Source organism: Holdemania sp. 1001302B_160321_E10, assembly GCF_015552275.1.
In the GTDB taxonomy this organism is placed as follows: Bacteria; Bacillota_I; Bacilli_A; order Erysipelotrichales; family Erysipelotrichaceae; genus Holdemania.
Genome location: NZ_JADNEM010000011.1, coordinates 37,462 through 57,946, shown reverse-complemented (window position 1 = coordinate 57,946; position 20,485 = coordinate 37,462). Strand labels below are relative to the sequence as shown.

Genomic DNA, 20,485 nt, shown 5'->3' with positions numbered 1-20,485 from the left:
TTGGGAATATCTTGTTTTCTCCTTGTATATTTCAATTTTTTACTTGAAAAGTCTAATCTTCGCAGCGGAAAAAGAAATTCATATTGTTTTATTGTTCTATGATAAACGATAGATCCGCATTAAGAAAGGTCCGCAATTCTTCAACACCTTCCTTTGTCAGTAATTCCTCTGAACTCATCGTGATCGCCGCTGCCCGGCCGTCTCTGCACAGAATGAAGAACAACGCTTCTGTACCTTCCGGCTGAAAGGCTTCAATTTGTGTCTTGAGTTGCTGTAACGGCTGATGTAGCCCCGCTTCTGTCAAGCTCATCGCAGCCACTTGTTCTTGCGTTACCTTGTTTGGCATCACGTCTTCCGCATGTCCGCGCACTACATTCTCGAAATAAGTACTCAATTCCGATCGAATTCGTTGATCCAGCCAATCGGTTTCGTCAGAACGGAACAGCGAAGCACGCAGAGTCATTCCCACTTTTCCATATTTCTTACAGTTCATTTCGATTTGATAACGCTGATTGCCCGCTTGTGCGCTGGCTGTCTTCCTTGTAATTTCATAGGTTTCGCAGCCAAACGGCTTCATCGAGATCAGCGCCGTTTCCGCAACTTGTTGATTGCGCGCAAACAGCCAGGAACAGCAGCCCAGACCGATAAGAAAATATATTTTCCAACACACCTGCTTGTTCGCTGTTTTCATAATACGTCTTATTTCATTCATATCTTCTTTAAACATAAATTATCCCTTTCAACCAGCCTCTATGTTTCCATTGTAATCTTTTTTACGGCTTTTGCCTATCAACTTCACTTGTTTATAAAGACAAAAAAACACGGAACTTCCCAGGAAATCCCGTGTGATATAGCTTATCGTTTTGATCCCGCTTGAAACTGGAAGCAGGAAACCTGACGGCCGTTGATGATCGAAGGCTGCGGTTTGGCTTTAGCGCATTCCTCGGTCGCATACGGACAGCGGGTGCGGAAAGCACAGCCTGACGGCGGATCCAGCGGGCTTGGCAGCTCGCCCTGCAGGACGATCCGCTTCTTGGACTTGCCGATTTCCGGATCCGGAATCGGAACAGCCGATAACAGCGCTTTGGTGTAAGGATGCATCGGGTTGTGATACAGATCGCTGCTTTCGCCGATCTCTACCATGTTGCCCAGATACATGACGCCGATTCGGTCAGAAATATGTTTGACCATGCTCAGATCATGAGCCACAAACAGATAGGAAATGCCCAATTCCTTCTGAATGTTCTTCAACAGATTGATAATCTGTGCCTGAATGGAAACGTCCAGTGCGGAAATTGGTTCGTCGCAGATGATGAAATCCGGATTCAGCGCCAACGTTCTGGCGATCGAAATGCGCTGCCGCTGGCCGCCGGAGAATTCATGCGGATAGCGGCGAATATGGTCCGGTTTCAATCCGACGATTTTCAACAGCTCCACGACCCGGTCTTCACGTTCTTTTGAACTGTTGTAAATATTGTGGATATCCATCGGTTCCCGGATGATTTCGCCAACGGTCATCCGCGGGTTCAGCGATGCATACGGATCCTGGAAAATCATCTGAACCGATTTCCGGAATTCTTTTAACTCCTTGCCTTTCAGCTTGGTGATATCCTGCCCTTTGTATTCAATCGTGCCGGCTGTCGGTTCGTATAATTTCACGATCGTGCGGCCCAGCGTGGATTTTCCACAGCCGGATTCACCGACTAATCCAAAGGTTTCGCCTTTATGAATTTCAAAGCTGACGCCGTCGACAGCCTTGACAATCTGCTTCTTCGAAAACATGCCCTTGGTGACGTCGAAATGGGTCTTCAGGTCGGTAACTTTTAAAATGACTTCGCTGTTCATTTTTTACCCTCCCTTTTCTTCAATTCATTAAGCCAGCAGGCGCATTCGTGCGTTTTGGAGAAAGCCGTGGCGGAAGGCATCTGTTCCTTACAGATCCGCATGGCCTTTTCACAGCGGTCGACAAACGGACAACCCTTCGGCGGATTTAATAAATCCGGCGGAGAGCCCGGGATCGGCTGAAGATCTTTGTCGTCGTCCTCCGGATTGTTGATGCAGTTCAACAGCCCCTGAGTATAAGGATGCTTCGGTTCATAGAAAATTTCTTTGTCCGTGCCGATTTCAACTATCTTGCCGCCGTACATAATCGCGATCCGGTTGCACAAACTGGCGACAACGCCCAGATCGTGGGTAATCATGATAACGGAGGAACCAAGCTTTTCTTTCATATCCTGGATCAGTTCCAGCACCTGCGCCTGGATTGTTACGTCCAGCGCGGTTGTCGGTTCGTCCGCAATGATCAGCTTTGGATTGCAGGCCAGCGCCATCGCGATGATAATCCGCTGCCGCATGCCGCCGGAAAACTCGTAAGGGTATTGATTCATCCGCTTTTCCGGAGAAGGTATGCCAACCTGACGCATCAGCTCAATCGCTTTCTGTTCGCATTCTTTCTTCGACATCTTCGTATGATTCTGCAACGGTTCGATCAGCTGTGTGCCGATTTTCAAAACCGGATTCAAAAACGTCATCGGATCCTGGAAAATCATCGCCATGTCGTTGCCGCGGATATGCTGCATCGTCTTTTCATATTCCGTATGATTCTTAAATGCGGATTCATGGATTTTCCTGCCGTCAAACAAAATATCTTCCGCAGTGATCTTACCGTTATCCGCCAATAAACCCATGACGGAATACATCGTCTGGCTCTTGCCGGAACCGGATTCGCCGACGATGCCGAGCACTTCCTGCGGATAAACGCAGAACGAGACGTCGCGGACCGCGTGCACCGTGCCCTGATCGGTGGAGAAATCCACGGTCAGATGATCAACTTTCAACAGTTCATTCATGGTTTTCTCCTCCTTATCTCTTCTTCGGGTCCAGCGCTTCGCCGAAACCATCGCCAATGAAGTTCAGCGACAACATCGTCAGACAGATCGCCGCGACCGGCCAGATAATCTGAATTGGATAGCTCTGCACCAGACCGCGGGCTTCCGAAGCCAAAGTGCCCCAGCTTGCCTGCGGCGCGCTGATGCCGATGCCGATGAAGCTCAGGAACGCTTCGGTAAAGATCGCGTTCGGCACCATTAAGGTTGCGGAAACGATGATCGGTCCCATACAGTTGATAATCAGATGTTTAAACAGGATCCTTTTCTTACTGGCGCCGATGACAAACGCCGCCATCGAGAATTCCTGCTGCTTCAGTGTCTGGATCTGCGAGCGGACCTGCCGGGCCATGCCGACCCAGGAGGAAATGGAAATGCCTAACAAGACCGAAAACATATTCGATCCGAAAATCATCATGATCAGGATGACGTACAGCATCGACGGAATCGCATAGATGCAGTCGACGATCCGCATCATGACCATATCAACCTTGCCGCCGACAAAGCCGCTGATCCCGCCGTAAATAACGCCGATGATCAGATTCAGAAACGCGGCGACAAACCCGATCGTCAGGGAAATCCGCGCGCCGTACATAACGCGCACCATGATATCGCGGCCCAGCTTGTCCGTGCCCATCAGATGCACCATATTCGGCAAAGCATTGCGGTTGGCCAGATCCTGACCATCATAGGTAAACGGAGAAACCATCGGAATGATGATCGCCGCCAGAGTGATTAAAATCAAAAAGATCAATCCGAACAGAGCCAGCTTATTCTTTTTGAAACGCCGCCAAGCATCCTGGAGATAAGTTTTGCTTTCAATGGCAATAAATTCGTTGTTTTTTTCGCTGCTGTCCAGCGGTTCAAACAGACTGTCATCCAGCACGAGTTCTTTTTCTTCCATCGCTAGCTCCCTTCTAGCTGTCCAGCTTGATCCGCGGATCAACGACAGCGTTCAAAATATCGGTGATGATATTGGCGATGATGATAAAAGCGCCGAAGAAAATCGTCAGGCCCATAATCATCGTATAGTCACGGTTGGAAATACTTGTCACGTATTCCGCACCGATCCCTGGTACCGAAAACAGACTTTCAATAACGAACGAGCCTGTCATCAGCGTGGCGATCAGCGGTCCGGCATAAGTGATGACTGGAATCATCGCGTTTTTCAAACCATGTTTCACAATAACCTTCAGCTGAGAGGAACCCTTGGACCGGGCTAAAACCATATAATCCTGACGCATGACTTCCATCATGCTGGAACGGGTCAGCCGGGCGATCATCGCGATCGGCGAAAGCGCCAGAGATACTGCCGGCAGCACATAGTGCTTCCAGCTTGACAAGCCGACGATCGGGAACATGTGCAGCCAGACCCCGAACACAATCATCAACAACAGCGCCAACAGGAATCCCGGAATACTGACGCCGGCAGTCGCGATTGCAATGACGAGGTTGTCGATCCATTTATGTTTGGTAAAGGCTGCGATCGTGCCCAGCGTAATGCCGACCACCATCGCGATCACAAACGAGACAAAGCCCAGCTTCGCCGTGACCGGCATGCCAATCGCAATAATTTCGTTAACACTGCGGCCTTTACGGAAGGTCGACACGCCGAAATCTCCCTGGACAGCGCTTTTCATATAAATGACATACTGTTCCAGAACCGGTTTGTCCAGATTGTACTTCGCCATCAGCTTTTCCTGAACGGAAGCCGGAATTTTCGTGTTTTCACCAGCAAACGGAGAACCCGGTATAATCTTCATCAAAAAAAAGGTTACGGTCGCCAGAATGAACAACGTCAAAATTCCGACGCCAATCCGTTTTAATACATACTTAAACATTAAAATGCCCCCTTTCCTGCAAAAACTGTCGATTCAAGCATGACCGGACAGACTGAATCCAAAGTTTTTGTAATGGTTTTATTCTATCTTCTTTTAGGCTTCTTGTCAATTTGTTTCACAATGTTTTCTGAAACATTTTCCATTGCTTTTTTACATCTTTTCTTTTCCCCCGACAGGGGAAGAGGTCTGGACAGCCAGACCTCTGAAGAGTCGTTACTTTTCGATCGTGCAATAGCCGTAGAATGGCGTTGCTCCGACATGCGTCGTGTTTTTAACGTAGGTTTTCTTTAACATCGGATCGCCGTAATTGAACAGCGGAATGAGATAAACCTGTTCCTGAACCAAATAATGTTCGATATCATGGAGCGCTTCCATATATTCTGTATAATCGACAATGTAGGTTGCGGCGTCCATCATCTTGTCATATTCCGGATCATCCACCGCCGGTGTCTGCTGCTGCGTTGTCGTCCACAACGTCAGAAACTGAGATGGATCGTCACTGGCTGTATAACCATAACGGGCAATTTCAAAGTCGCCGTTGAAGATCTGATTGTAATAAACGCCGGATTCAACAACTTCTAAATCACATTCAACGCCGATCGCTTTCCACATTCCCTGCAGAACGGCAGCAACGTCAGCATGCAGCGTCGTCTGGGAATACTTATAAGTAATCTTCAGCGGATTTGTTTCGTCGTAACCTGCTTCTTTCAGCAGTCTCCTGGCTTCTTCCGGGTCGTATTGCAGGAATTTTTCTTTCTCGTCGCTTTCCGTACGGAAATCCTTTTCCGCCCCTTTCAAACCGTTTGGCACATAGCCGTCTAACGGAACGTAATAGGAAGGGTCGCCAACCGCGGTAACCATCGCTTCTTTATCAATCGCTAAAGCCAGTGCGCGGCGGACACGGACATCTTTCATCCATTCCGGACCTGTCGGACCGCTGTTGATAACCAGGAAATAGTTGGACGGACTTTCAACTTTCCACAATTCTTCTTTATTTTCGTAAGTTAACGGCAAAGAAGAATTGACGCGCAGCGCGATGTCGATATCATTGTTCTTAAACGCCAGCGCCTGAGCATCCATGTCCGTCATGACCTGGAATGTAATCTTATCCAGCGTGATCTCATCAGCACGGTAATAGTTTTCATTCTTTGTAACGACAATCTTGTCGTTTTCATTGCATTCTTCCAGAATGTACGGACCGACGCTCGGATAGCCCGGCGCGAAGGACCAGGTGGAATCATGCTGCGGCGCGAAATCAGCGCGGACCGGCATAAAGGCATATGAGTTCAGCAGGGCTTTGAAGAAAGCGCATGGTTTAGTCAGCTGGAATACCAGCGTCGTATCGTCAACGGCCTGAACCCCCGGAATCTGCAAGGTTTCCGCATCCTGAGTATCGTCGCTTTCATAAGCGGCGGCACCGTCCAGATAAGTGACCAGATTGTAAATCGACCAGGCGTTTTCAGCGCCATAGGTCAGCGCGCGGACAATTCCATAACGGAAATGCTCGGCGGTTAATGGAACCCCATCGCTCCATTGAATACCTTCTTTCAATTTAACGGTGTAGGTCAGACCATCTTCGCTGATATCACAGCTTTCCGCTAAATCCTCAATCAGGTTATTGTCCTCGTCCTTGGTGAACAAAGTACTGTAAGTATGCTGCATAACATACCCGTTGATGAGTTCGGAATTCAACGCCGGATCCAACGTTGTAAACTGCGCGCCGACCGCTACGGTCAGCTCGTTGGTTTCTGCCGGATCGTTGGTCGGCGTCTGACCGGAACCTGCGGTTCCCTCTTCCTTTGTACTGCAGCCCGCAAGCAGAAGCATACAGGAACAAACTAAGGCTATCCACTTTCTCATATAGAATCCCCCATTCTCTTTCTGGATTGTTCTTAATTTTACACCCGTGAGAATAAATGTCAACACTTTCATGAAATATTTTATGAATTTTCATGAAAATATTTTCAATCATTTTTCAAAGACTTGGGAGAGGTTCCGTTTTCTTTTCCGATTCTGACTGACCTTATACGAAAAACTGAACTTCAAGGATGCGATTTTAGATCAGCCGCTTATCCTGTCCTGCAATACTACCTTCAGTTTCAGCCGCAGGTTGACCAACGGTTAAAAAGAAGAAGGATGGAGCTCTCCATCCTCGCTTCTTTTTGGATTACTCAGCCGCAGCTTCGACAGTTACGCTGCCAAAATACGGATTCAATCCCCACATCTGAACGCCCTTGACGTTTGTTTTTAACAGACACGGAGTGTTGTAGTTAAACAGCGGAATAACGTAAACCATTTCCTGAACCAGATAATGCTCAGCGGCATGCAGGGCATTCATGTATTCCGTGTGATCGACCAGATAGCCCGCTTCATCGACCATCTTGTCATACGTCGGATCGTCAACGGCCGCAACGACCTGCTGACCAGTTGTCCACAAGCTCAGATACTGCGACGGATCATCGCCCGCGCTGTAGCCATAACGGCAGATCTCAAAGTCGCCGTTATCAATCTGATCGTAGAAGACGCCGGATTCAACAACGGTCAGTTCGCAATCGATGCCCACGTTCTGCCACATCTGCTGCAGGATCTGCGCAACATCGGCATGCAGCTGGGTTTGCGAATATTTGTAGGTTAACTTCAGCGGATTGCTTTCATCATAACCAGCTTTGGCTAACAGGGCTTTCGCTTCTTCCGGATCATATTCCAGATATTTTTCCTTTGCGTCTTCTTCCAGACGGAAATCCCCTTCTGCTCCGGCTAAACCTTCCGGAATATAGCCGTTAAGAACTTTGTAATATTCAGAACTGCCGACAGCGCTGACCAGCGCGTCTTTATCAATCGCCAGGGCTAATGCGCGGCGAACATCGACATTCTGCATTGTTTCCGGACCGGTAGAGCCGGAATTGATCGCCAGGAAGTAGTTGGAAACATCTGGTTTATTCCAGATTTCGCCCGGATTGGAATAAGTTTCTGCCAATGTCGGAGTGATAGAAAGGGCAATATCAATCTCATTGTTCTTGAACGCCAGCGCCTGCGCGTCGGTATCGCTCATGACCAGGAATGTGATCTGCGGCATCGTTACGGAATCCGCATCGTAGTATTTATCGTTTTTCACAACGATTGCTTTTTCATTTTCATTGCATTCTTTCAAAACATAAGCGCCGACAGATGGATAACCCGGTTTCAATGCCCATAAGGAGTCATGCTGGGTTGCAAAATCAGCGCGCAGCGGCTTCCACACGTTATTGGTCAGCATCTGCGGGAACCAGGCGCACGGTTTCTTCAAGTTCAGAACCAGCGTCTGATCATCCGGCGTTTCAATGCCTTCGATTGTGTCGTTTTCAGGATCAAAGGTGTCGTCGGCCAGAATTTCTTCCGCGCCTTTCAAATAAGAGCTCGGGTAGTAGACTGCCCATGAATTCTCCGCTCCGTAAGTCAGATTGCGCAGAATGGCATATTCAAAATCTTTTGACGACAGCGGCTGATCGTCGCTCCAGACAACGCCTTCCTTTAATTTGAAGGTGTACGTCAGACCGTCGTCGGAAACGGTATAACTGTCGCACAAATCGTTGACGATGTTATTTTCCTCATCCTGACGGAACAGACCTGCCGTCGTATGACGCAGAACGTAGTTGTTGACTGTTTCGGTACTCAAACCTGGGTCCAAGGTCGTAATCTGGCCGCCGATTGCAACTTTCAGATTCTCCGGATCGGCGCCTGTGCTTGTCGTTGCCGAACCGCCGCCGTTGCCGCTGGAGCATGCGCTGACCAGCATCAGCATAGCCGCACAGAGAATAATTCCTAGCTTCTTCATTTACTTTCCCTTCCTTTTCTGGTTTAACCGCGGAGTTGATCTCCGCTGGAGCAGGGTATGCTGATAACTGCCGCAATAGACTGAATCTGTGATCATAAAAAAATCGTTTCCAAATGTCTAGAAACGATTGATCGCGGTACCATTCTAGTTGCCGGCTTCAACAGCCAACCCCCTCAATCCTTAACGCGGAAACACGTGAATTCCTATTTTATTCAGAATTCCATCTCCCAGATGCGCTTCATCATGCGTTAGCCGCGAACCTTCCACCCTCGTTCGCTCGCTTTCGGCCACATTCATGACTACTCTTCTGTTCATTGATTTTGATTAACCTCAGTTTACAGCGCAGAGAACGGGTTGTCAAGCAAAAAACAAAACATTTTCATTTTCTGTAAACTTTTTCATTTTTATTCATAATGAATAGACAGATATCAACGACAACGGATTTCTGCCTTTTTATTCCGAGTTTTACCATTTTGAAACATTGCTGATCCCATCTCCGCTTTTACTTCTTACCCTGATTTTTCCTGCTCAGGAAGAAAAAAGTATGAAATATTTTTTCATAAATTGTAAATTTCCAAAACCATTTCATTTCCGTAATCTTGTTTCCTCATTCTTTTATTCAGACAAGACGATTGAGATCTCCTTTTCATTTTATTCCAGCGGCTCAGTTAAATGCAAAACCGCAATCAGATTGTATCTTTTTCTCAGCGCCCCGTGCGGATTTTTCACTGGTATCCAGGCAGGGTGTTTCCCCGCTTTAAACGGCAGAACTCTTAAAATCCGCTGAGTTTCTGAATCTTCTTTTTGTTCTCAAGATTATTTTGGAACTTCTTGTCGAAGCCGGAATACACTGATACTGAACAAGGGAGGATTAGCCTATGGAACAACTCAACATTAAAGTGCATCAGCGAAAGGAAAGAACACAGCCGCGGATTCTATTCGACGACAACGGCTGGGATACGCCGGAAGATCAGATCCAGGCAGAAAACGAAGTCGTATATCATTGTTGCGAAGACGACTGCGACGATGGCTGCCGATGCGACAATGGCAACTGCGGAGGGAATCAGGGCTGCGGCTGCGGAAATCAGGGTTGCGGCTGCGGCTGCGGATGTGATTGTGATAAGGGATGCGGCGACGATGATAACGGCGGTGGGAATGATTGTGACTGCGACTGTGACTGTGATTGCGACTGTGATTGCGACTGTGATTGCGATTGCGACTGTGATTGTGGTAATGACTGCGATTGCGGTAATGACTGCGATTGCGGTAACGACTGTGATTGCGGTAACGACTGTGATTGTGGCGACGGCGGAGATTCCTGCCCGGATGATTGTGATTCCACCTGCCGTCCAAGAACGATTATCTTTCAAAAACGCAAAGAGTGTATTGAACGGACACAGCCGACCGGATGTAATGACGAAACCGGATCATATCGCAAATGTTCCGTCACCATTAAAATTATTAAACGCTATTAAAAGCGAGCTGGGCTCGCTTTTAATTCGTTCTGTTTCAAAATCGGGTACATTCTTCATTGTTCTTCAGGCAGCGATCTTTCCGCCTCCGCTCCATTCAGATTAGCAGCGGCCAGCGCAGTTTTTCCCGCCAGCTGAGCAAACCAGTCGAGATACGGCCGCCACAACGGCGTATCAAATGTCTGTGCATCCTGCGGATTCGCAAATTTAATTCGATACTGATCTTTCATCCGGCTGTCAATAACCGCGGTTCGCAGCATTTTAAACGAAAATTCATTGACCGCCATTTTCTCACCCTGCAGCGTATAAAACAAATCGTTTGGGTCCTTCAGCGGATCGGTATACCATCGCCGGCCGGCTTCCAGAATCTGATCGTCAGCGTCCAGCTTCTCGAAAACGGGTTCGTCGTTGATCCAGCCTTCATACTGGCTTGCCCACATCTTCGGCAATACCAGACTGTCGCCCTGTCTTTCAAACGGAATTTCGTAATGTGCGCCCACTGCGTATTTTTCGCGTACCGGCTCTGCGCCCTGATCAAAAATTGCCTTTGCTTTCGCATTGACCAGCGTGGTATCAGCTTTGCAGGCCCAGTTTACAACCGCGGCGCATTCATTGACATAATGATATTGAATCCCCGCTTCGATCCCTTCCCCCGCAAAATAGTCTGACTTGGGCAAAGGACTGATCAATGTCAACGTTTCCGCGTAATTCTTCTGTTCCTCCTTCTGATTTATGGTGAACATGACCGCTCCGTTAAACTCAAGCTGTTCTTCCCCGGTTTGTTGAAACTGACGGGATATTGTGCCGATGTTAACACGAAGTTCATTATCGTCCGGGTCTTTGTCCAGTTCATAATCAACCCGGGCCCGCATGATCGCCGTTTCATCGTTCAGCGTAAACGGAATTCTGATCGTCTGTTCCGGCAGCGCCGGCAGCTGTTGTTCAAAAATCACCTCATCCTGCAGCCAGACGGTCACCGTCTGCTGCTTTTGGGGATTGCAGCCATCGCAAAGAGCATGCAGCATTGCGTATTCAGTTTCATCTGGATGCGCTGCGGGAACAAACAACTGGCCGGCCACCGAGTCACCTTCGTTAAGCTGAAAGTAACCGGAAACGGAGGTCCCCTCATTGCCTGCCCGATCGACGAGTTCCACGACAATTTTGCATTTTCCCGCCATTGTCAGTTCGATTGTCTGCGGAGTATCGTGATCAAACCAGGATGAGGTTTTAATATAGGATTGACCTTCGTCATAGGTGAGGCGGTAACGCCAGCGCTTAACACCGCTCAAATCGTCCTGCGGCGTAATCAAAACAGCTATTTTATCTTCCTCGGTTTCAGCTTCTGGCGGATCAAACAAGGCCCATGGGGATTGCTTGTCAATATTGCCGACCGGAATAGCGACCGTCGTGCTATTTCCCGCATGATCTTCCGAGGATACGGAATAAGTACCATTTTCACTGACGGTAAACTGAGCGGCAGGCCCATCTCCAGTTTTCTGCGGAACGCTCAGGTGCTTCACTCCGCTCAGCTCATCCTTCGCCTGAACCTGAACCAAAACATCTGTATTCGTCCAGTCCTGCGGCGTCAGCGTCCAGCTGATCGCAGGGCCGTGCAGATCCGCGCGCCATTCCAATTCTGCCAGCCCGGCGCAGTTATCCGCATAATCGCAGGCGGTCAGCGTCAGCGTCTGACGTCCTTCTTTGTCGTTGGCCAACGGCGCCGACCAGATTTCGTCCTGCTCAGTCAATGCAATTTCACCTTGCGAAGTTGCGGCTTGTACCGTTTGAACACCGCTGTTAAACACCGCGGGCCGATCTTCGACTTTACCGGTATGGACTGTAAGTCGGGCCGTTCCATTAACCCAGTTTGAATATACCTGATCCCCATCCGCAAGAATCGTTCCCGCTTCGTCTTCAATCCAGCTGCGCTCACTCTGGGGCGGCAGGCGATCAATTTTGTACAGATCCGAAAGGGTTACACTGCGGTTGCCCGCAAAGTCTTCAACTTCCACTTTGATCCTGTTCAGACCATTTTCTCCCAGCGTCAGCGTCGCTGGCTGCGCCTGCAGCCATTCGCTGCAGCGGCCGTAATGCAGACCGCCGTCAACGGATAAAGCCCAGCGCCAGCGTTTTACGCCGGAATGTTCATCATAAGGGGAAACCTCAACCGCCACCGGCTGGTTATGCCACGTTTCATCACCCTGGGGATCCAAGTGTGCGGATGGCGCGGTATTGTCAATCAGAAAAACGTTTGACGTCACAGTCGCCCTGTTTCCAGCTTCATCCTGTAACTGCGCTTCGATCTGCCACTGGCCGGACTGATCCAGCGAATAGAAAAACGCAGAACCATCCCCGTTTCCCAAATCCTGCCGCTGTTGGGTAAGAACATTCAGCAGCGTGTACCGGGCATCCGCAATCCAGTGTTCTTGCGGATCATACAGATTTTTATAGGTAACGACGGTGACGTCGTATGAATTCAGCCGGGCATTGGTACTGTGTCCTTCATACTTGTAACACGGCGTGCTGCGGCTGCCGGTTGTATGCTGACACCAGCCGGCGTCATCGCTCGACCAGATCTGATGCGGCAAATTTCCCTGCTGAGCCCAATATACCGGATTCGCTGCATACTGAACGCCCCAGCCAGGACTGGTTTCAATCCAGGGCCAGGCTTTTCCTTTTGAGCCGTATGAGTAATAGCGGTAACGAAAACCGCCGCCCTGTTCTTCAGTATACCAGCCGCTGATCTGGCTGGAGTAGCTGTCGAGCCCTTTTACGACCTCCGGATTGGCGTAGGCTGGAATGGATCCCCCGCGGCCATAGTCGTAGAAATCAGATTGATTCTGAATTTCCGCTTCCTGCCGTGCGAGCAATGAGGTCGACGGGGTAAAAATACCGGCACTCTCTTTTTTCCATATCCCCTGTGTACCATCAGGCTCGAAAGTTCCGCCGTCCAGACAAACCGTGACCTGACGAATATCTGTATTTTCAATTTTTTCCGGCGTCCAGCGAACATGTTCCTGCACGGCGTAATCCTGAATCTGAAAATAGTTTAACTCATAGTGACACTGCGGCCCGCTGTCGTTAAACATGACATAAAGATTGCTTACCTCACGGTCTTCCAGATTTAAGGCAATCCGCTTCTCTTTCGTGCTCAGCACCTCTTCGCCAGCCGTCAGCTCCGCCCGGCCGTCAACCCAGTTCATTTCTGCGTTGATCCAGACTGTCTTTTCCATGACTTCGCCCCTGCCGTTCCATCCCTGAACCTCAAGCTGCAAGTCGCCGATCTTTATTGGCCGCCCGAAATGGGCTGAGATAAAATTGGGATCGTCCGGATTTTCATTTCCGCTGACAGTCAGCGTTTTTAATCCGGCCAGCACTTCCCAGCTTGTTCGCTTGGGATAGGAAAAAGTCCCCAGCGCGTTAAACTGCGCCGTAATTTGTTGGGAATTGATCGTCATCTGTTGATCGGCAGTAAATTCGCTGTCCCAGAAATCCTGATGGGCGACCCAATCCTTTACGGAATAAAATAACATGACTGTACAATCCGCCCGGATGGCTGCCATACTTAAAACCAGATTGATCAGCATCAGCAAGCACAAACATCTCCGCGTTTTCAATAGATCACCCGCTTCGTTGTTTTTGACGCCTTCAGCTCGGTTTTCAAACCGATCAGGGCGATTTCAATCTGAAGCTTCCCCGTTACTTTGTAGGTACACCGCTCATTCTGCGGCTGTCTTTCCGTTTCCACCGTCACTTCCGGAACCCGCTGCTTCCAAACTTCAATTTCCTGTTTGGCCGGTTCTGTAAGACCCTCGTGGACTTCAATGATTTCCACCATTGAGCTTGTCAGCTCATTGATCGTTTTATAGCCGACGGCAAAAGCCAGCATCTGCGGAATTAACAACACGCAGAATGTGAACACAAATAAGCCGCCGAAAATTTCCACGCCCTTACCCATATTTCTCCTCCTTTTTGTTTAGAAAAACCGGATCGAAGCGATCATATTCAAAATCACAAAGCCCAGCCACAGAAACAGAACGTAAGGAATCATATTCTGTTTTTCAATCCGGCGCTGCAGCTCAATGCGGCGTGCACCCTGGATCTTTTCATTCGCGATTTTAGAAAACGCCGTTAAGATCAGCTCACGATTCTCGGAAGTGATCGACAGACTGAACAACGTCCGCATAATCCGTCCGATATCGTCAATTTGAGAAAACCGCTGGGCAAACTTCAAATAGGGCTTCAGATCAGATCCCTGGGTATGGATTTCCCGCGCCAAAACCCGCAGATCTTCCTGAAAGATCGCCGGCGCTTCACGGATTGATTTTTCAATCGCGTTGGGCACCGGATTGTTTTGAATCAGGATCGCCAGATGATTCAAATAGTAAGGAAATTCTTTTTTAGCCTGTCCCAGCAGTTGGATATAGATCATCTTTAACCGCAGGCGATCGCCAAGGTAGACGGCGGCGGCCGCCAGAACGGCGCAGATCAGTGAAAATGTATCCAGCGCGCCTTTCTTGATCGCCAGCATGAACAATCCGGCGGCAAACGCGTACAATATCCGTTTAAGCATGCGGGCGCGCGGTTGTCCCTTTCCTGTTTTTTCACAATAAAATGCGTAGTCGGATTCCATCCAACGGTCTAATAACGCCGCTGTTTCCGCAGCGAACGGACCTGCTTGATAGCCCCACAGGCCCCACAAGCTCAGGGCACTCAGCTGCATCAGTGCCAACATCAATCCCATAAACTCACCTCTATTCCAGCTTGTCGTTGCGGCTGCACCAGAATTCATACAGAAACAGCGTCGCAGCGTTCAGCAGGTAAAACAGAAAAATGCAGAAGCGAAAGGACTCCGTCGCCAGATTGACATACATGGAGGAATGAAACATCTTTTTCATGACCAGCGCCGCCAGCAGATTCAAAATCATCATAAAGTAAAATACCGAACGTCCGGCAGCTTTCTTCTGCCGGTAATCGTTGATCAGCAGTTCACTTTCCTCGGTGTTGTCAAACAGATAATCGACAAGCTGTTCGTTGCGTCCGCCTTCAATCTTTTTGCCTTTTAACAATAAATGAAGATTACGGACCTGCGAATATTCGTACTTCTTTTCCAAATCATCCAGCGCCTGGGCAAAATCCGAATTGGCTTCGATCTGCCTCACGCAAAGCTCAAGATCCTTTTTTAACGGCGCTTCCACCAACGCCGCGCAGTCTTTCAGAATCCGCAGACTGTTTTTATCTTCCCGGATGTAAAGAATCGCGGTCGATACATACGTCAACATTTCCTTTTCTTCTTTTTCCTGGGCTAAGCGCTTCAGATTCATATAGAAAAATGAAGGCAGAAAGAAGATCGCCAGGGACGCGATGATCGCCGAATAGACCCAGTGCTCTGTCGTGGCGTAGCAAAGCAAGCCGCACAGAATTCCTAAAATTGCCGCCTGACTTGCATACTGACCAGCCGGATAATGTCCGCCCAGGATTTCAATCCGACGGACTAATCCAAAATAGGAAATATCGTTCAGCTTCCGCATCACCCGGCTGTCCAAAACAGCCTGCCAGTCATGGCGGTCCAGTTTGAATGCGAGGGCACTGTAACAAAAGCCCAGCGTCAGAAACAGAATTTTCATTCCGCGCATGATTTCTTCTCCCTGCTTTCCGTCATTCCCAGACGGCGCTGCAATTCGGGTGAACAGCGGTTCAGCCGGCCGGTGCGGGCCCGGTAGAGAACATGCTGGGTACATTGCCGGGTTTTTGGGTCATAGAGATATTCGATGATTTCGTCGACGCTGCGGACAATTCCGTCCTTACCCGTTTCCTTTTTCAGATGAACGACCAGATCGACCAGGGAATACACGCGCATTTCAAGCGAGCTCATCGACTCTGCGTCGTTTTTCATCATCTGCTTGATGCGGGTGGTAACGGTATCCGCTCCGCGGGTATGCATCGTTGTCAGCACGGTATGTCCGGTCGACATCGCGTCCAGCAAATCGTCGACTTCTTTTCCGCGGGCTTCCTGAAGCAGAATCCAGTTGACGTTCTGACGCAGCGCCATCGCGATGATCGCTGAATAATCAAAGCCCGGACGCACCCGGAACGCGCTGCATGAAGCTTCAGGATGAATTTCCTTAATATTGAATTCCAGCGAATCTTCAATCGTCACAATTCTCTGATCGACGGGAATATAGGTCGCCAGAAATTTTAAGAATTCAGTTTTGCCGCTGCCGGTTTCACCGACAAAAATGATGTTGCACCGATAGCGGATACAGCGGATCAGAAACTGCAATGCCGAACGGGTGATAAAGCCGCTTTCCACTAAATAGTCCTCGCTCAGAATACTGGCGCGGGATACCTTTCGCAGCGCCAACGTCACGCCGCTGACCGAAAGTTCCTCATGAATCGCGCTGACGCGCAAATCGAGATCGGCGTCATGAATATCGCCTTCCAGACAGGGGCTGCCGGGGTTGAATTCTTTTTCCATCTTATTGGCAACCTGGTTGGCAATGCGGTTGATCTCCGTTTCCTGAATCGATCGGTCCCTCAGACGGTAATGCCCATGATGATTGGAAGTCACCCAGATTTCGTTGTGATTCAGACAGTTGATATCGCGGATATCTTCCTGAATTAGAAGATCGCTGAGCACACCGAAGTCAATTTTGTCAAAGATCCGCGCATCATTCATCCTCCCTCACCTCTTTGACCAGACTGACGTCAATCGTTTTCTGATAAAGCAGTTCACGCATTTTCGCAATGTCATAGAAATCCTCAGCCTGACTTTCCGGATTCAGCGATCCATAGGTTACCATCGGCAGCACCGTGCCGAAAAACTTTGCCCGCTGGACCAGATCTGCGTCTTCGTACGAGAGGGCGACAACGATGACGCTGGTGGCCTTATCCGACTGGGCGTCGATATTCTTACCCGTACTGTCGCGAACCGCGATCACCCGCGCCTGCGATACCAGCTGCCCATACAGCACGCGTTTTTCCGATTCGTCTGCCTGTGTCGCGTAGCCCTGAAAATAAAGATCAATCTGATGTCCCGGCAGGATGGAATTGGCGTAAGATGTCTTGATGTCCGCGTCGATCGTCACCGCCGCTTCATTCTCCAGCAGCGGAAACGCCGACACATCATGAAGCTCATCTTTCGCTATCAACAGTTCTTCATAGAACAAGGCGCCTTCCGCAACCGAATTATAGGTGTCGACTGCCTGACCGATTAATTGTTCCGGATCTTTTTCAACGCCTTCCAGCACTACCGGCCGCGGAACCTCGATCATCTGAATATCCTCCCGTTGAATCACCGTGCCGGATTTCAGATATCGCGCCGCTACGGGAACCAGAATCGGATCAATGGCCGCCTGTACGGTCGTTTCATACACTTTATAACCGCATAAGCCCACCGCCAACGTCAGAATCAGCGTTAAAAGCAGCCGGTAGCGCTGAAGAAAAGAAGGGGAAAGCTTTATTTTTTTCATTCTGTCTCCTCGTTTCTTTCAACGATCACCACGTTGTCATATTGCGAATCCATCTGTGCGCTCATCGCTGCTTTCCCCGATTCCCGCACCGCCACGGCAATCGCGGCCGGATCTTCATGAATATCGACAAAGCGGACTTCCAGCTGCGACAGCGTGCTGTGATTCTGCGCGATCTTTGCATTCCACAACCTCATCACCCGGTTTTTATTCACTGACAAACGGTTGTTTACGATCAGGTCTCCGCGGTTCAGCGCTTCGTCCATCACGGATAACTGCGTCGTCCGCACACTCTCAAACAGCGAATCTTCCATAATCAGCTTGCGATCAAAATCCAGAAACAATAACAGACAGATACAGGCCAGGAAAATCAGGCCGTAAATCTTGACGGATTGACTCATTCATATTCCTCCTTCACATTGATGAAAAGAAAGGAAAGCGCGGCCGCTTTCCTTCTGTCGGTTACGATACCGACGGTGTGTAGTGCTGCCCTAAATCCAGCAAGTTCCCGACGGTCTTACTGATGCCGCTGGTCAGCTGCGCCGCGAATCCAGTGTCGGCCATTGTGATGTAAGCTATCAACAGGCCGACCAGAATTACCGCGATGATTAATCCTCCGTATTCTTGAAATATCTCTTTCATAAACACTCTCCTTTCGCTTACATTAGTAATATTGCGGTATTTTTAAAAAAGCCCCGCGAAAAATCAAAATATTTTTACTTTTTTCCGTTTTTTTTAGAATTTTTATGAAAATCTCTGTTTATTTTCATAAATCTGCCTTTTTTTATGTTTTTTGCCTTCACAATGTGATAAACAAGGATTAATTCACATTTCTGCATTGATCTGTTCTGCCAGACCGCGGCAAAATTTTTTTTATTTTTTTTAAATTCAGGACTTCATTTTTTTCAAATTATGCTATAATAAATGAGCACTTGGAAATCAGAATGCGCGGGTGTAGTTCAATGGCAGAACACAACCTTCCCAAGGTTGCTACGGGAGTTCGATTCTCCTCACCCGCTCCACAAGTTGTGCAGATGTAGTTCAATGGTAGAACGCGACCTTGCCAAGGTCGACACGGCGGTTCAATTCCGCTCATCTGCTCCATTACGATTTAAGCCCTTAATTTAAAGGGCTTTTTTAATGTTCATACATAAAAAGACGAAAAAAAGACGAAAATTTGACTGTTTGATTAAACGAAGATCGTTGTGTATTATAGAATCAGGGGGGTGAATTTATGGCTGTAAAGAACATTGGGAAAAGTAACTGGGAAGCTCGCGGAAAATATAAAATGCCTGATGGAACATATAAAGACTATCGACGAAAAGGATTCAAAACAAAGGCGTCTGCCGAAGAGTTTGAGAGAAATTTAAAGGATCAAGGGAGGTTAGGCGTTGCCGTTGCAAAATCTCAAATAACGTTCAGTGCGCTCACTGAAATGTATTTAAAAAGTAAAAGAGGTAAAAAGAAGACAAGCTCTATCATTGATGATGAAACTGTATTTAAAAAAATAAACACAGATATTGGAGATGAAAAAATAATAGGATTAAACCGGATTAAACTAGAAAGATATTTTTTATCACTAGATGAAAAAGGCTATTCCATCAATTATATAGATAAAATCTATTTCTGTATCAAGAAGGTCCTGACCTATGCAAAAAAAGAACACCTGGTTTCTTATAATGTTATGGATGACATAGAAAGAATTAAAAGGTTAGATGAAGTTAAAGAGGAAATAAAATTCTGGACTCCAAACGATTTAAAGCAATTCTTAACCGTCGTCAATAACGCTACTCTTAAAGATTTCTATGAATTCTTGTATTGGACAGGATTGCGGCGCGGAGAAGCGCTTGGCATTACCTGGGAAAAAGTTAACTTTGAAGAACGTACGCTGCGAATTAACCAGCAGATCAGCGTGAAGCTTGGCGAGGATGTTATTACCTCTCCAAAAACAAAAAACAGCATTCGTACTCTTAAAATGCCAGAAGTCATTTATAATATGATGAAACGAAGGTACGAAGAAGCGAGAATTCTAAACGGATTTAATGAGAAATTCTTTGTCTTTGGGAATGACGTTCCTTTGAAAAGAAATTACATCCAGAAAAATCTTGATAAGTACATTATCAAATCCGGAGTTAAAACAAGAATCACCATACATGGATTTCGGCACAGCTGCGCATCCTATCTTATTAATAGCGGATGCAATATCCTTGCTGTAGCAAAATATCTCGGCGATACCGTTGATACATTAACCAGCACTTACGCTCACCTATTTACAAATACCCAAGATGAGTTAATCGCAGTGATTGATCAAAATAATAAAAAAGAGGACTAACCGTTATAGGAAAGTCCTCTTTGCTTTATTTTTGTTGCAAATGCTCATCCAATCTGTGATGAGCTGATTTTGTTGATTGCTCTATAATCACGACTTTTTTGCCCAGATCGTTAACCTCATCTTGCAGTTCACTGACGTCAGTTTTCACTCCGGTGATTATGTCCAGTTTAGCGTTTATCTCACCCCTCCATTCTGCATCTCCGCTGATCTTTTTCTCGCGGCCCGATAACCACCCAGCCAAGCCTACAAAGCAGCCGACAAGGCTGACCATCAGGCTGATCGCAATCGTTGTCGATCCATCCATAGTTAATCCTCGTCTTTATGATTGATTTGGCTCAGCGGTTTAAAATAAGACCACTTACCTTCTACCGCTTTATAAAATACATCAGCACCAATAAAGCCCACATGGCCAACAAGGACAATATAAACGATATCCCAGATGGTCATCGGTGTCATATCGCAAAGCACGTAACACCAAGCAAAAGCAAATCCGACATTGAGCATCCAGCTGGTCAAAACCAGCTTTGATTTTGTCGGCGCGATCGCTTCCTTGATCTTCTGGATCAGCAGCGACGCAAACACGCCGACGATGAGTGCGATTAAGCACATGTAGAGTAATGTTTGAGTATTTGGCATAATATAGCCCTCCTTCTTATATATGGAAAAGGAAGA

At 47.9% G+C, this 20,485-nt stretch carries 19 protein-coding genes, 2 tRNA genes and 1 other annotated feature; of the genes, 4 read left to right on the top strand and 17 right to left on the bottom strand.

The window, feature by feature from the left end:
* Nucleotides 1-88: 88 nt before the first annotated feature.
* The 7 genes from I2D94_RS08455 to I2D94_RS08425 all read right to left on the bottom strand — a co-directional run bounded on the left by I2D94_RS08455 (nucleotide 89) and on the right by I2D94_RS08425 (nucleotide 8,540).
* Nucleotides 89-691: a hypothetical protein gene (locus I2D94_RS08455; protein ID WP_139248516.1), complete on the bottom strand. Its 603-nt coding sequence runs from the start codon at nucleotides 689-691 to the stop codon at nucleotides 89-91.
* Nucleotides 692-855: 164 nt separating this feature from the next.
* The gene (locus tag I2D94_RS08450) at nucleotides 856-1,845 is read right to left on the bottom strand and encodes an ABC transporter ATP-binding protein (protein ID WP_072682884.1); all 990 of its coding nucleotides are present in this window, start codon (nucleotides 1,843-1,845) and stop codon (nucleotides 856-858) included.
* Nucleotides 1,842-2,849 (bottom strand): ABC transporter ATP-binding protein, encoded by a 1,008-nt coding sequence (locus I2D94_RS08445; RefSeq protein WP_072682885.1) that lies wholly within the window; start codon nucleotides 2,847-2,849, stop codon nucleotides 1,842-1,844. Before I2D94_RS08445 ends, I2D94_RS08450 begins: the two co-directional genes overlap by 4 nt.
* Nucleotides 2,850-2,862: 13 nt before the next feature.
* Nucleotides 2,863-3,789 (bottom strand): ABC transporter permease, encoded by a 927-nt coding sequence (locus I2D94_RS08440; protein WP_072682886.1) that lies wholly within the window; start codon nucleotides 3,787-3,789, stop codon nucleotides 2,863-2,865.
* Nucleotides 3,790-3,802: 13 nt separating this feature from the next.
* On the bottom strand, nucleotides 3,803-4,726 hold the full coding sequence (locus tag I2D94_RS08435; protein ID WP_195396309.1) for an ABC transporter permease: 924 nt from the start codon (nucleotides 4,724-4,726) through the stop codon (nucleotides 3,803-3,805).
* A gap of 213 nt (nucleotides 4,727-4,939) precedes the next feature.
* On the bottom strand, nucleotides 4,940-6,586 hold the full coding sequence (locus tag I2D94_RS08430; protein ID WP_229056812.1) for a peptide ABC transporter substrate-binding protein: 1,647 nt from the start codon (nucleotides 6,584-6,586) through the stop codon (nucleotides 4,940-4,942).
* Nucleotides 6,587-6,893: 307 nt separating this feature from the next.
* Nucleotides 6,894-8,540: a peptide ABC transporter substrate-binding protein gene (locus tag I2D94_RS08425; RefSeq protein WP_195396307.1), complete on the bottom strand. Its 1,647-nt coding sequence runs from the start codon at nucleotides 8,538-8,540 to the stop codon at nucleotides 6,894-6,896.
* 116 nt (nucleotides 8,541-8,656) lie between these two features.
* Nucleotides 8,657-8,864: a binding site (T-box leader), on the bottom strand.
* A 554-nt stretch (nucleotides 8,865-9,418) separates the two neighbouring features.
* On the opposite strand from I2D94_RS08425, the gene I2D94_RS08420 reads away from it, so the two are divergent.
* Complete coding sequence (locus I2D94_RS08420) at nucleotides 9,419-10,015, top strand: hypothetical protein (protein ID WP_195396305.1); 597 nt, start codon at nucleotides 9,419-9,421, stop codon at nucleotides 10,013-10,015.
* A gap of 53 nt (nucleotides 10,016-10,068) precedes the next feature.
* Here the strand turns inward: I2D94_RS08420 and I2D94_RS08415 are convergent, their stop codons facing one another.
* From I2D94_RS08415 to I2D94_RS08380, 8 genes are all read right to left on the bottom strand, one after another.
* Complete coding sequence (locus tag I2D94_RS08415) at nucleotides 10,069-13,605, bottom strand: hypothetical protein (protein WP_195396303.1); 3,537 nt, start codon at nucleotides 13,603-13,605, stop codon at nucleotides 10,069-10,071.
* Nucleotides 13,606-13,625: 20 nt separating this feature from the next.
* Nucleotides 13,626-13,970, bottom strand: a complete 345-nt coding sequence (locus I2D94_RS08410) for a hypothetical protein (RefSeq protein ID WP_072682892.1) — start codon at nucleotides 13,968-13,970, stop codon at nucleotides 13,626-13,628.
* Between the two features lie 18 nt (nucleotides 13,971-13,988).
* The gene (locus I2D94_RS08405; protein ID WP_195396301.1) at nucleotides 13,989-14,756 is read right to left on the bottom strand and encodes a hypothetical protein; all 768 of its coding nucleotides are present in this window, start codon (nucleotides 14,754-14,756) and stop codon (nucleotides 13,989-13,991) included.
* A gap of 10 nt (nucleotides 14,757-14,766) precedes the next feature.
* Complete coding sequence (locus I2D94_RS08400) at nucleotides 14,767-15,648, bottom strand: type II secretion system F family protein (protein ID WP_195396299.1); 882 nt, start codon at nucleotides 15,646-15,648, stop codon at nucleotides 14,767-14,769.
* Complete coding sequence (locus I2D94_RS08395; protein WP_195396298.1) at nucleotides 15,636-16,691, bottom strand: CpaF/VirB11 family protein; 1,056 nt, start codon at nucleotides 16,689-16,691, stop codon at nucleotides 15,636-15,638. Before I2D94_RS08395 ends, I2D94_RS08400 begins: the two co-directional genes overlap by 13 nt.
* Nucleotides 16,684-17,484 (bottom strand): RcpC/CpaB family pilus assembly protein, encoded by an 801-nt coding sequence (locus tag I2D94_RS08390; RefSeq protein ID WP_195396296.1) that lies wholly within the window; start codon nucleotides 17,482-17,484, stop codon nucleotides 16,684-16,686. The genes I2D94_RS08395 and I2D94_RS08390 overlap by 8 nt, the downstream gene beginning before the upstream one ends.
* Nucleotides 17,481-17,882, bottom strand: a complete 402-nt coding sequence (locus I2D94_RS08385; protein ID WP_072682897.1) for a DUF5411 family protein — start codon at nucleotides 17,880-17,882, stop codon at nucleotides 17,481-17,483. The genes I2D94_RS08390 and I2D94_RS08385 overlap by 4 nt, the downstream gene beginning before the upstream one ends.
* A gap of 61 nt (nucleotides 17,883-17,943) precedes the next feature.
* Nucleotides 17,944-18,123, bottom strand: coding sequence for a hypothetical protein (locus I2D94_RS08380; RefSeq protein WP_072682898.1), 180 nt, complete (start codon nucleotides 18,121-18,123; stop codon nucleotides 17,944-17,946).
* A gap of 306 nt (nucleotides 18,124-18,429) precedes the next feature.
* Between I2D94_RS08380 and I2D94_RS08375 the strand changes: the two genes are divergently transcribed.
* The 3 genes from I2D94_RS08375 (at nucleotide 18,430) to I2D94_RS08365 (ending at nucleotide 19,813) form a co-directional block, all read left to right on the top strand.
* Nucleotides 18,430-18,503 (top strand) — tRNA-Gly (locus I2D94_RS08375).
* 8 nt (nucleotides 18,504-18,511) lie between these two features.
* Nucleotides 18,512-18,585: transfer RNA gene (locus I2D94_RS08370), tRNA-Gly, on the top strand.
* A gap of 130 nt (nucleotides 18,586-18,715) precedes the next feature.
* Nucleotides 18,716-19,813, top strand: a complete 1,098-nt coding sequence (locus I2D94_RS08365; RefSeq protein WP_195396294.1) for a site-specific integrase — start codon at nucleotides 18,716-18,718, stop codon at nucleotides 19,811-19,813.
* A 25-nt stretch (nucleotides 19,814-19,838) separates the two neighbouring features.
* On the opposite strand, the gene I2D94_RS08360 is transcribed toward I2D94_RS08365, so the two are convergent.
* Both I2D94_RS08360 and I2D94_RS08355 read right to left on the bottom strand, forming a co-directional pair.
* Nucleotides 19,839-20,117, bottom strand: a complete 279-nt coding sequence (locus I2D94_RS08360; RefSeq protein WP_072682900.1) for a hypothetical protein — start codon at nucleotides 20,115-20,117, stop codon at nucleotides 19,839-19,841.
* A 2-nt stretch (nucleotides 20,118-20,119) separates the two neighbouring features.
* On the bottom strand, nucleotides 20,120-20,449 hold the full coding sequence (locus tag I2D94_RS08355; RefSeq protein WP_072682901.1) for a hypothetical protein: 330 nt from the start codon (nucleotides 20,447-20,449) through the stop codon (nucleotides 20,120-20,122).
* Nucleotides 20,450-20,485 lie beyond the last annotated feature (36 nt).

Excerpts from the sequence above, each read along its gene's own strand:
- I2D94_RS08410 (WP_072682892.1), bottom strand. The coding sequence starts at position 13,970 with ATGGGTAAGGGCGTGGAAATTTTCGGCGGCTTATTTGTGTTCACATTC.
- I2D94_RS08425 (WP_195396307.1), bottom strand. The coding sequence starts at position 8,540 with ATGAAGAAGCTAGGAATTATTCTCTGTGCGGCTATGCTGATGCTGGTC.
- I2D94_RS08435 (WP_195396309.1), bottom strand. The coding sequence starts at position 4,726 with ATGTTTAAGTATGTATTAAAACGGATTGGCGTCGGAATTTTGACGTTG.
- I2D94_RS08365 (WP_195396294.1), top strand. The coding sequence starts at position 18,716 with ATGGCTGTAAAGAACATTGGGAAAAGTAACTGGGAAGCTCGCGGAAAA.
- I2D94_RS08420 (WP_195396305.1), top strand. The coding sequence starts at position 9,419 with ATGGAACAACTCAACATTAAAGTGCATCAGCGAAAGGAAAGAACACAG.
- I2D94_RS08360 (WP_072682900.1), bottom strand. The coding sequence starts at position 20,117 with ATGGATGGATCGACAACGATTGCGATCAGCCTGATGGTCAGCCTTGTC.
- I2D94_RS08395 (WP_195396298.1), bottom strand. The coding sequence starts at position 16,691 with ATGAATGATGCGCGGATCTTTGACAAAATTGACTTCGGTGTGCTCAGC.
- I2D94_RS08445 (WP_072682885.1), bottom strand. The coding sequence starts at position 2,849 with ATGAATGAACTGTTGAAAGTTGATCATCTGACCGTGGATTTCTCCACC.
- I2D94_RS08450 (WP_072682884.1), bottom strand. The coding sequence starts at position 1,845 with ATGAACAGCGAAGTCATTTTAAAAGTTACCGACCTGAAGACCCATTTC.
- I2D94_RS08430 (WP_229056812.1), bottom strand. The coding sequence starts at position 6,586 with ATGAGAAAGTGGATAGCCTTAGTTTGTTCCTGTATGCTTCTGCTTGCG.
- I2D94_RS08380 (WP_072682898.1), bottom strand. The coding sequence starts at position 18,123 with ATGAAAGAGATATTTCAAGAATACGGAGGATTAATCATCGCGGTAATT.
- I2D94_RS08400 (WP_195396299.1), bottom strand. The coding sequence starts at position 15,648 with ATGCGCGGAATGAAAATTCTGTTTCTGACGCTGGGCTTTTGTTACAGT.
- I2D94_RS08385 (WP_072682897.1), bottom strand. The coding sequence starts at position 17,882 with ATGAGTCAATCCGTCAAGATTTACGGCCTGATTTTCCTGGCCTGTATC.
- I2D94_RS08355 (WP_072682901.1), bottom strand. The coding sequence starts at position 20,449 with ATGCCAAATACTCAAACATTACTCTACATGTGCTTAATCGCACTCATC.
- I2D94_RS08405 (WP_195396301.1), bottom strand. The coding sequence starts at position 14,756 with ATGGGATTGATGTTGGCACTGATGCAGCTGAGTGCCCTGAGCTTGTGG.
- I2D94_RS08455 (WP_139248516.1), bottom strand. The coding sequence starts at position 691 with ATGAAAACAGCGAACAAGCAGGTGTGTTGGAAAATATATTTTCTTATC.
- I2D94_RS08390 (WP_195396296.1), bottom strand. The coding sequence starts at position 17,484 with ATGAAAAAAATAAAGCTTTCCCCTTCTTTTCTTCAGCGCTACCGGCTG.
- I2D94_RS08440 (WP_072682886.1), bottom strand. The coding sequence starts at position 3,789 with ATGGAAGAAAAAGAACTCGTGCTGGATGACAGTCTGTTTGAACCGCTG.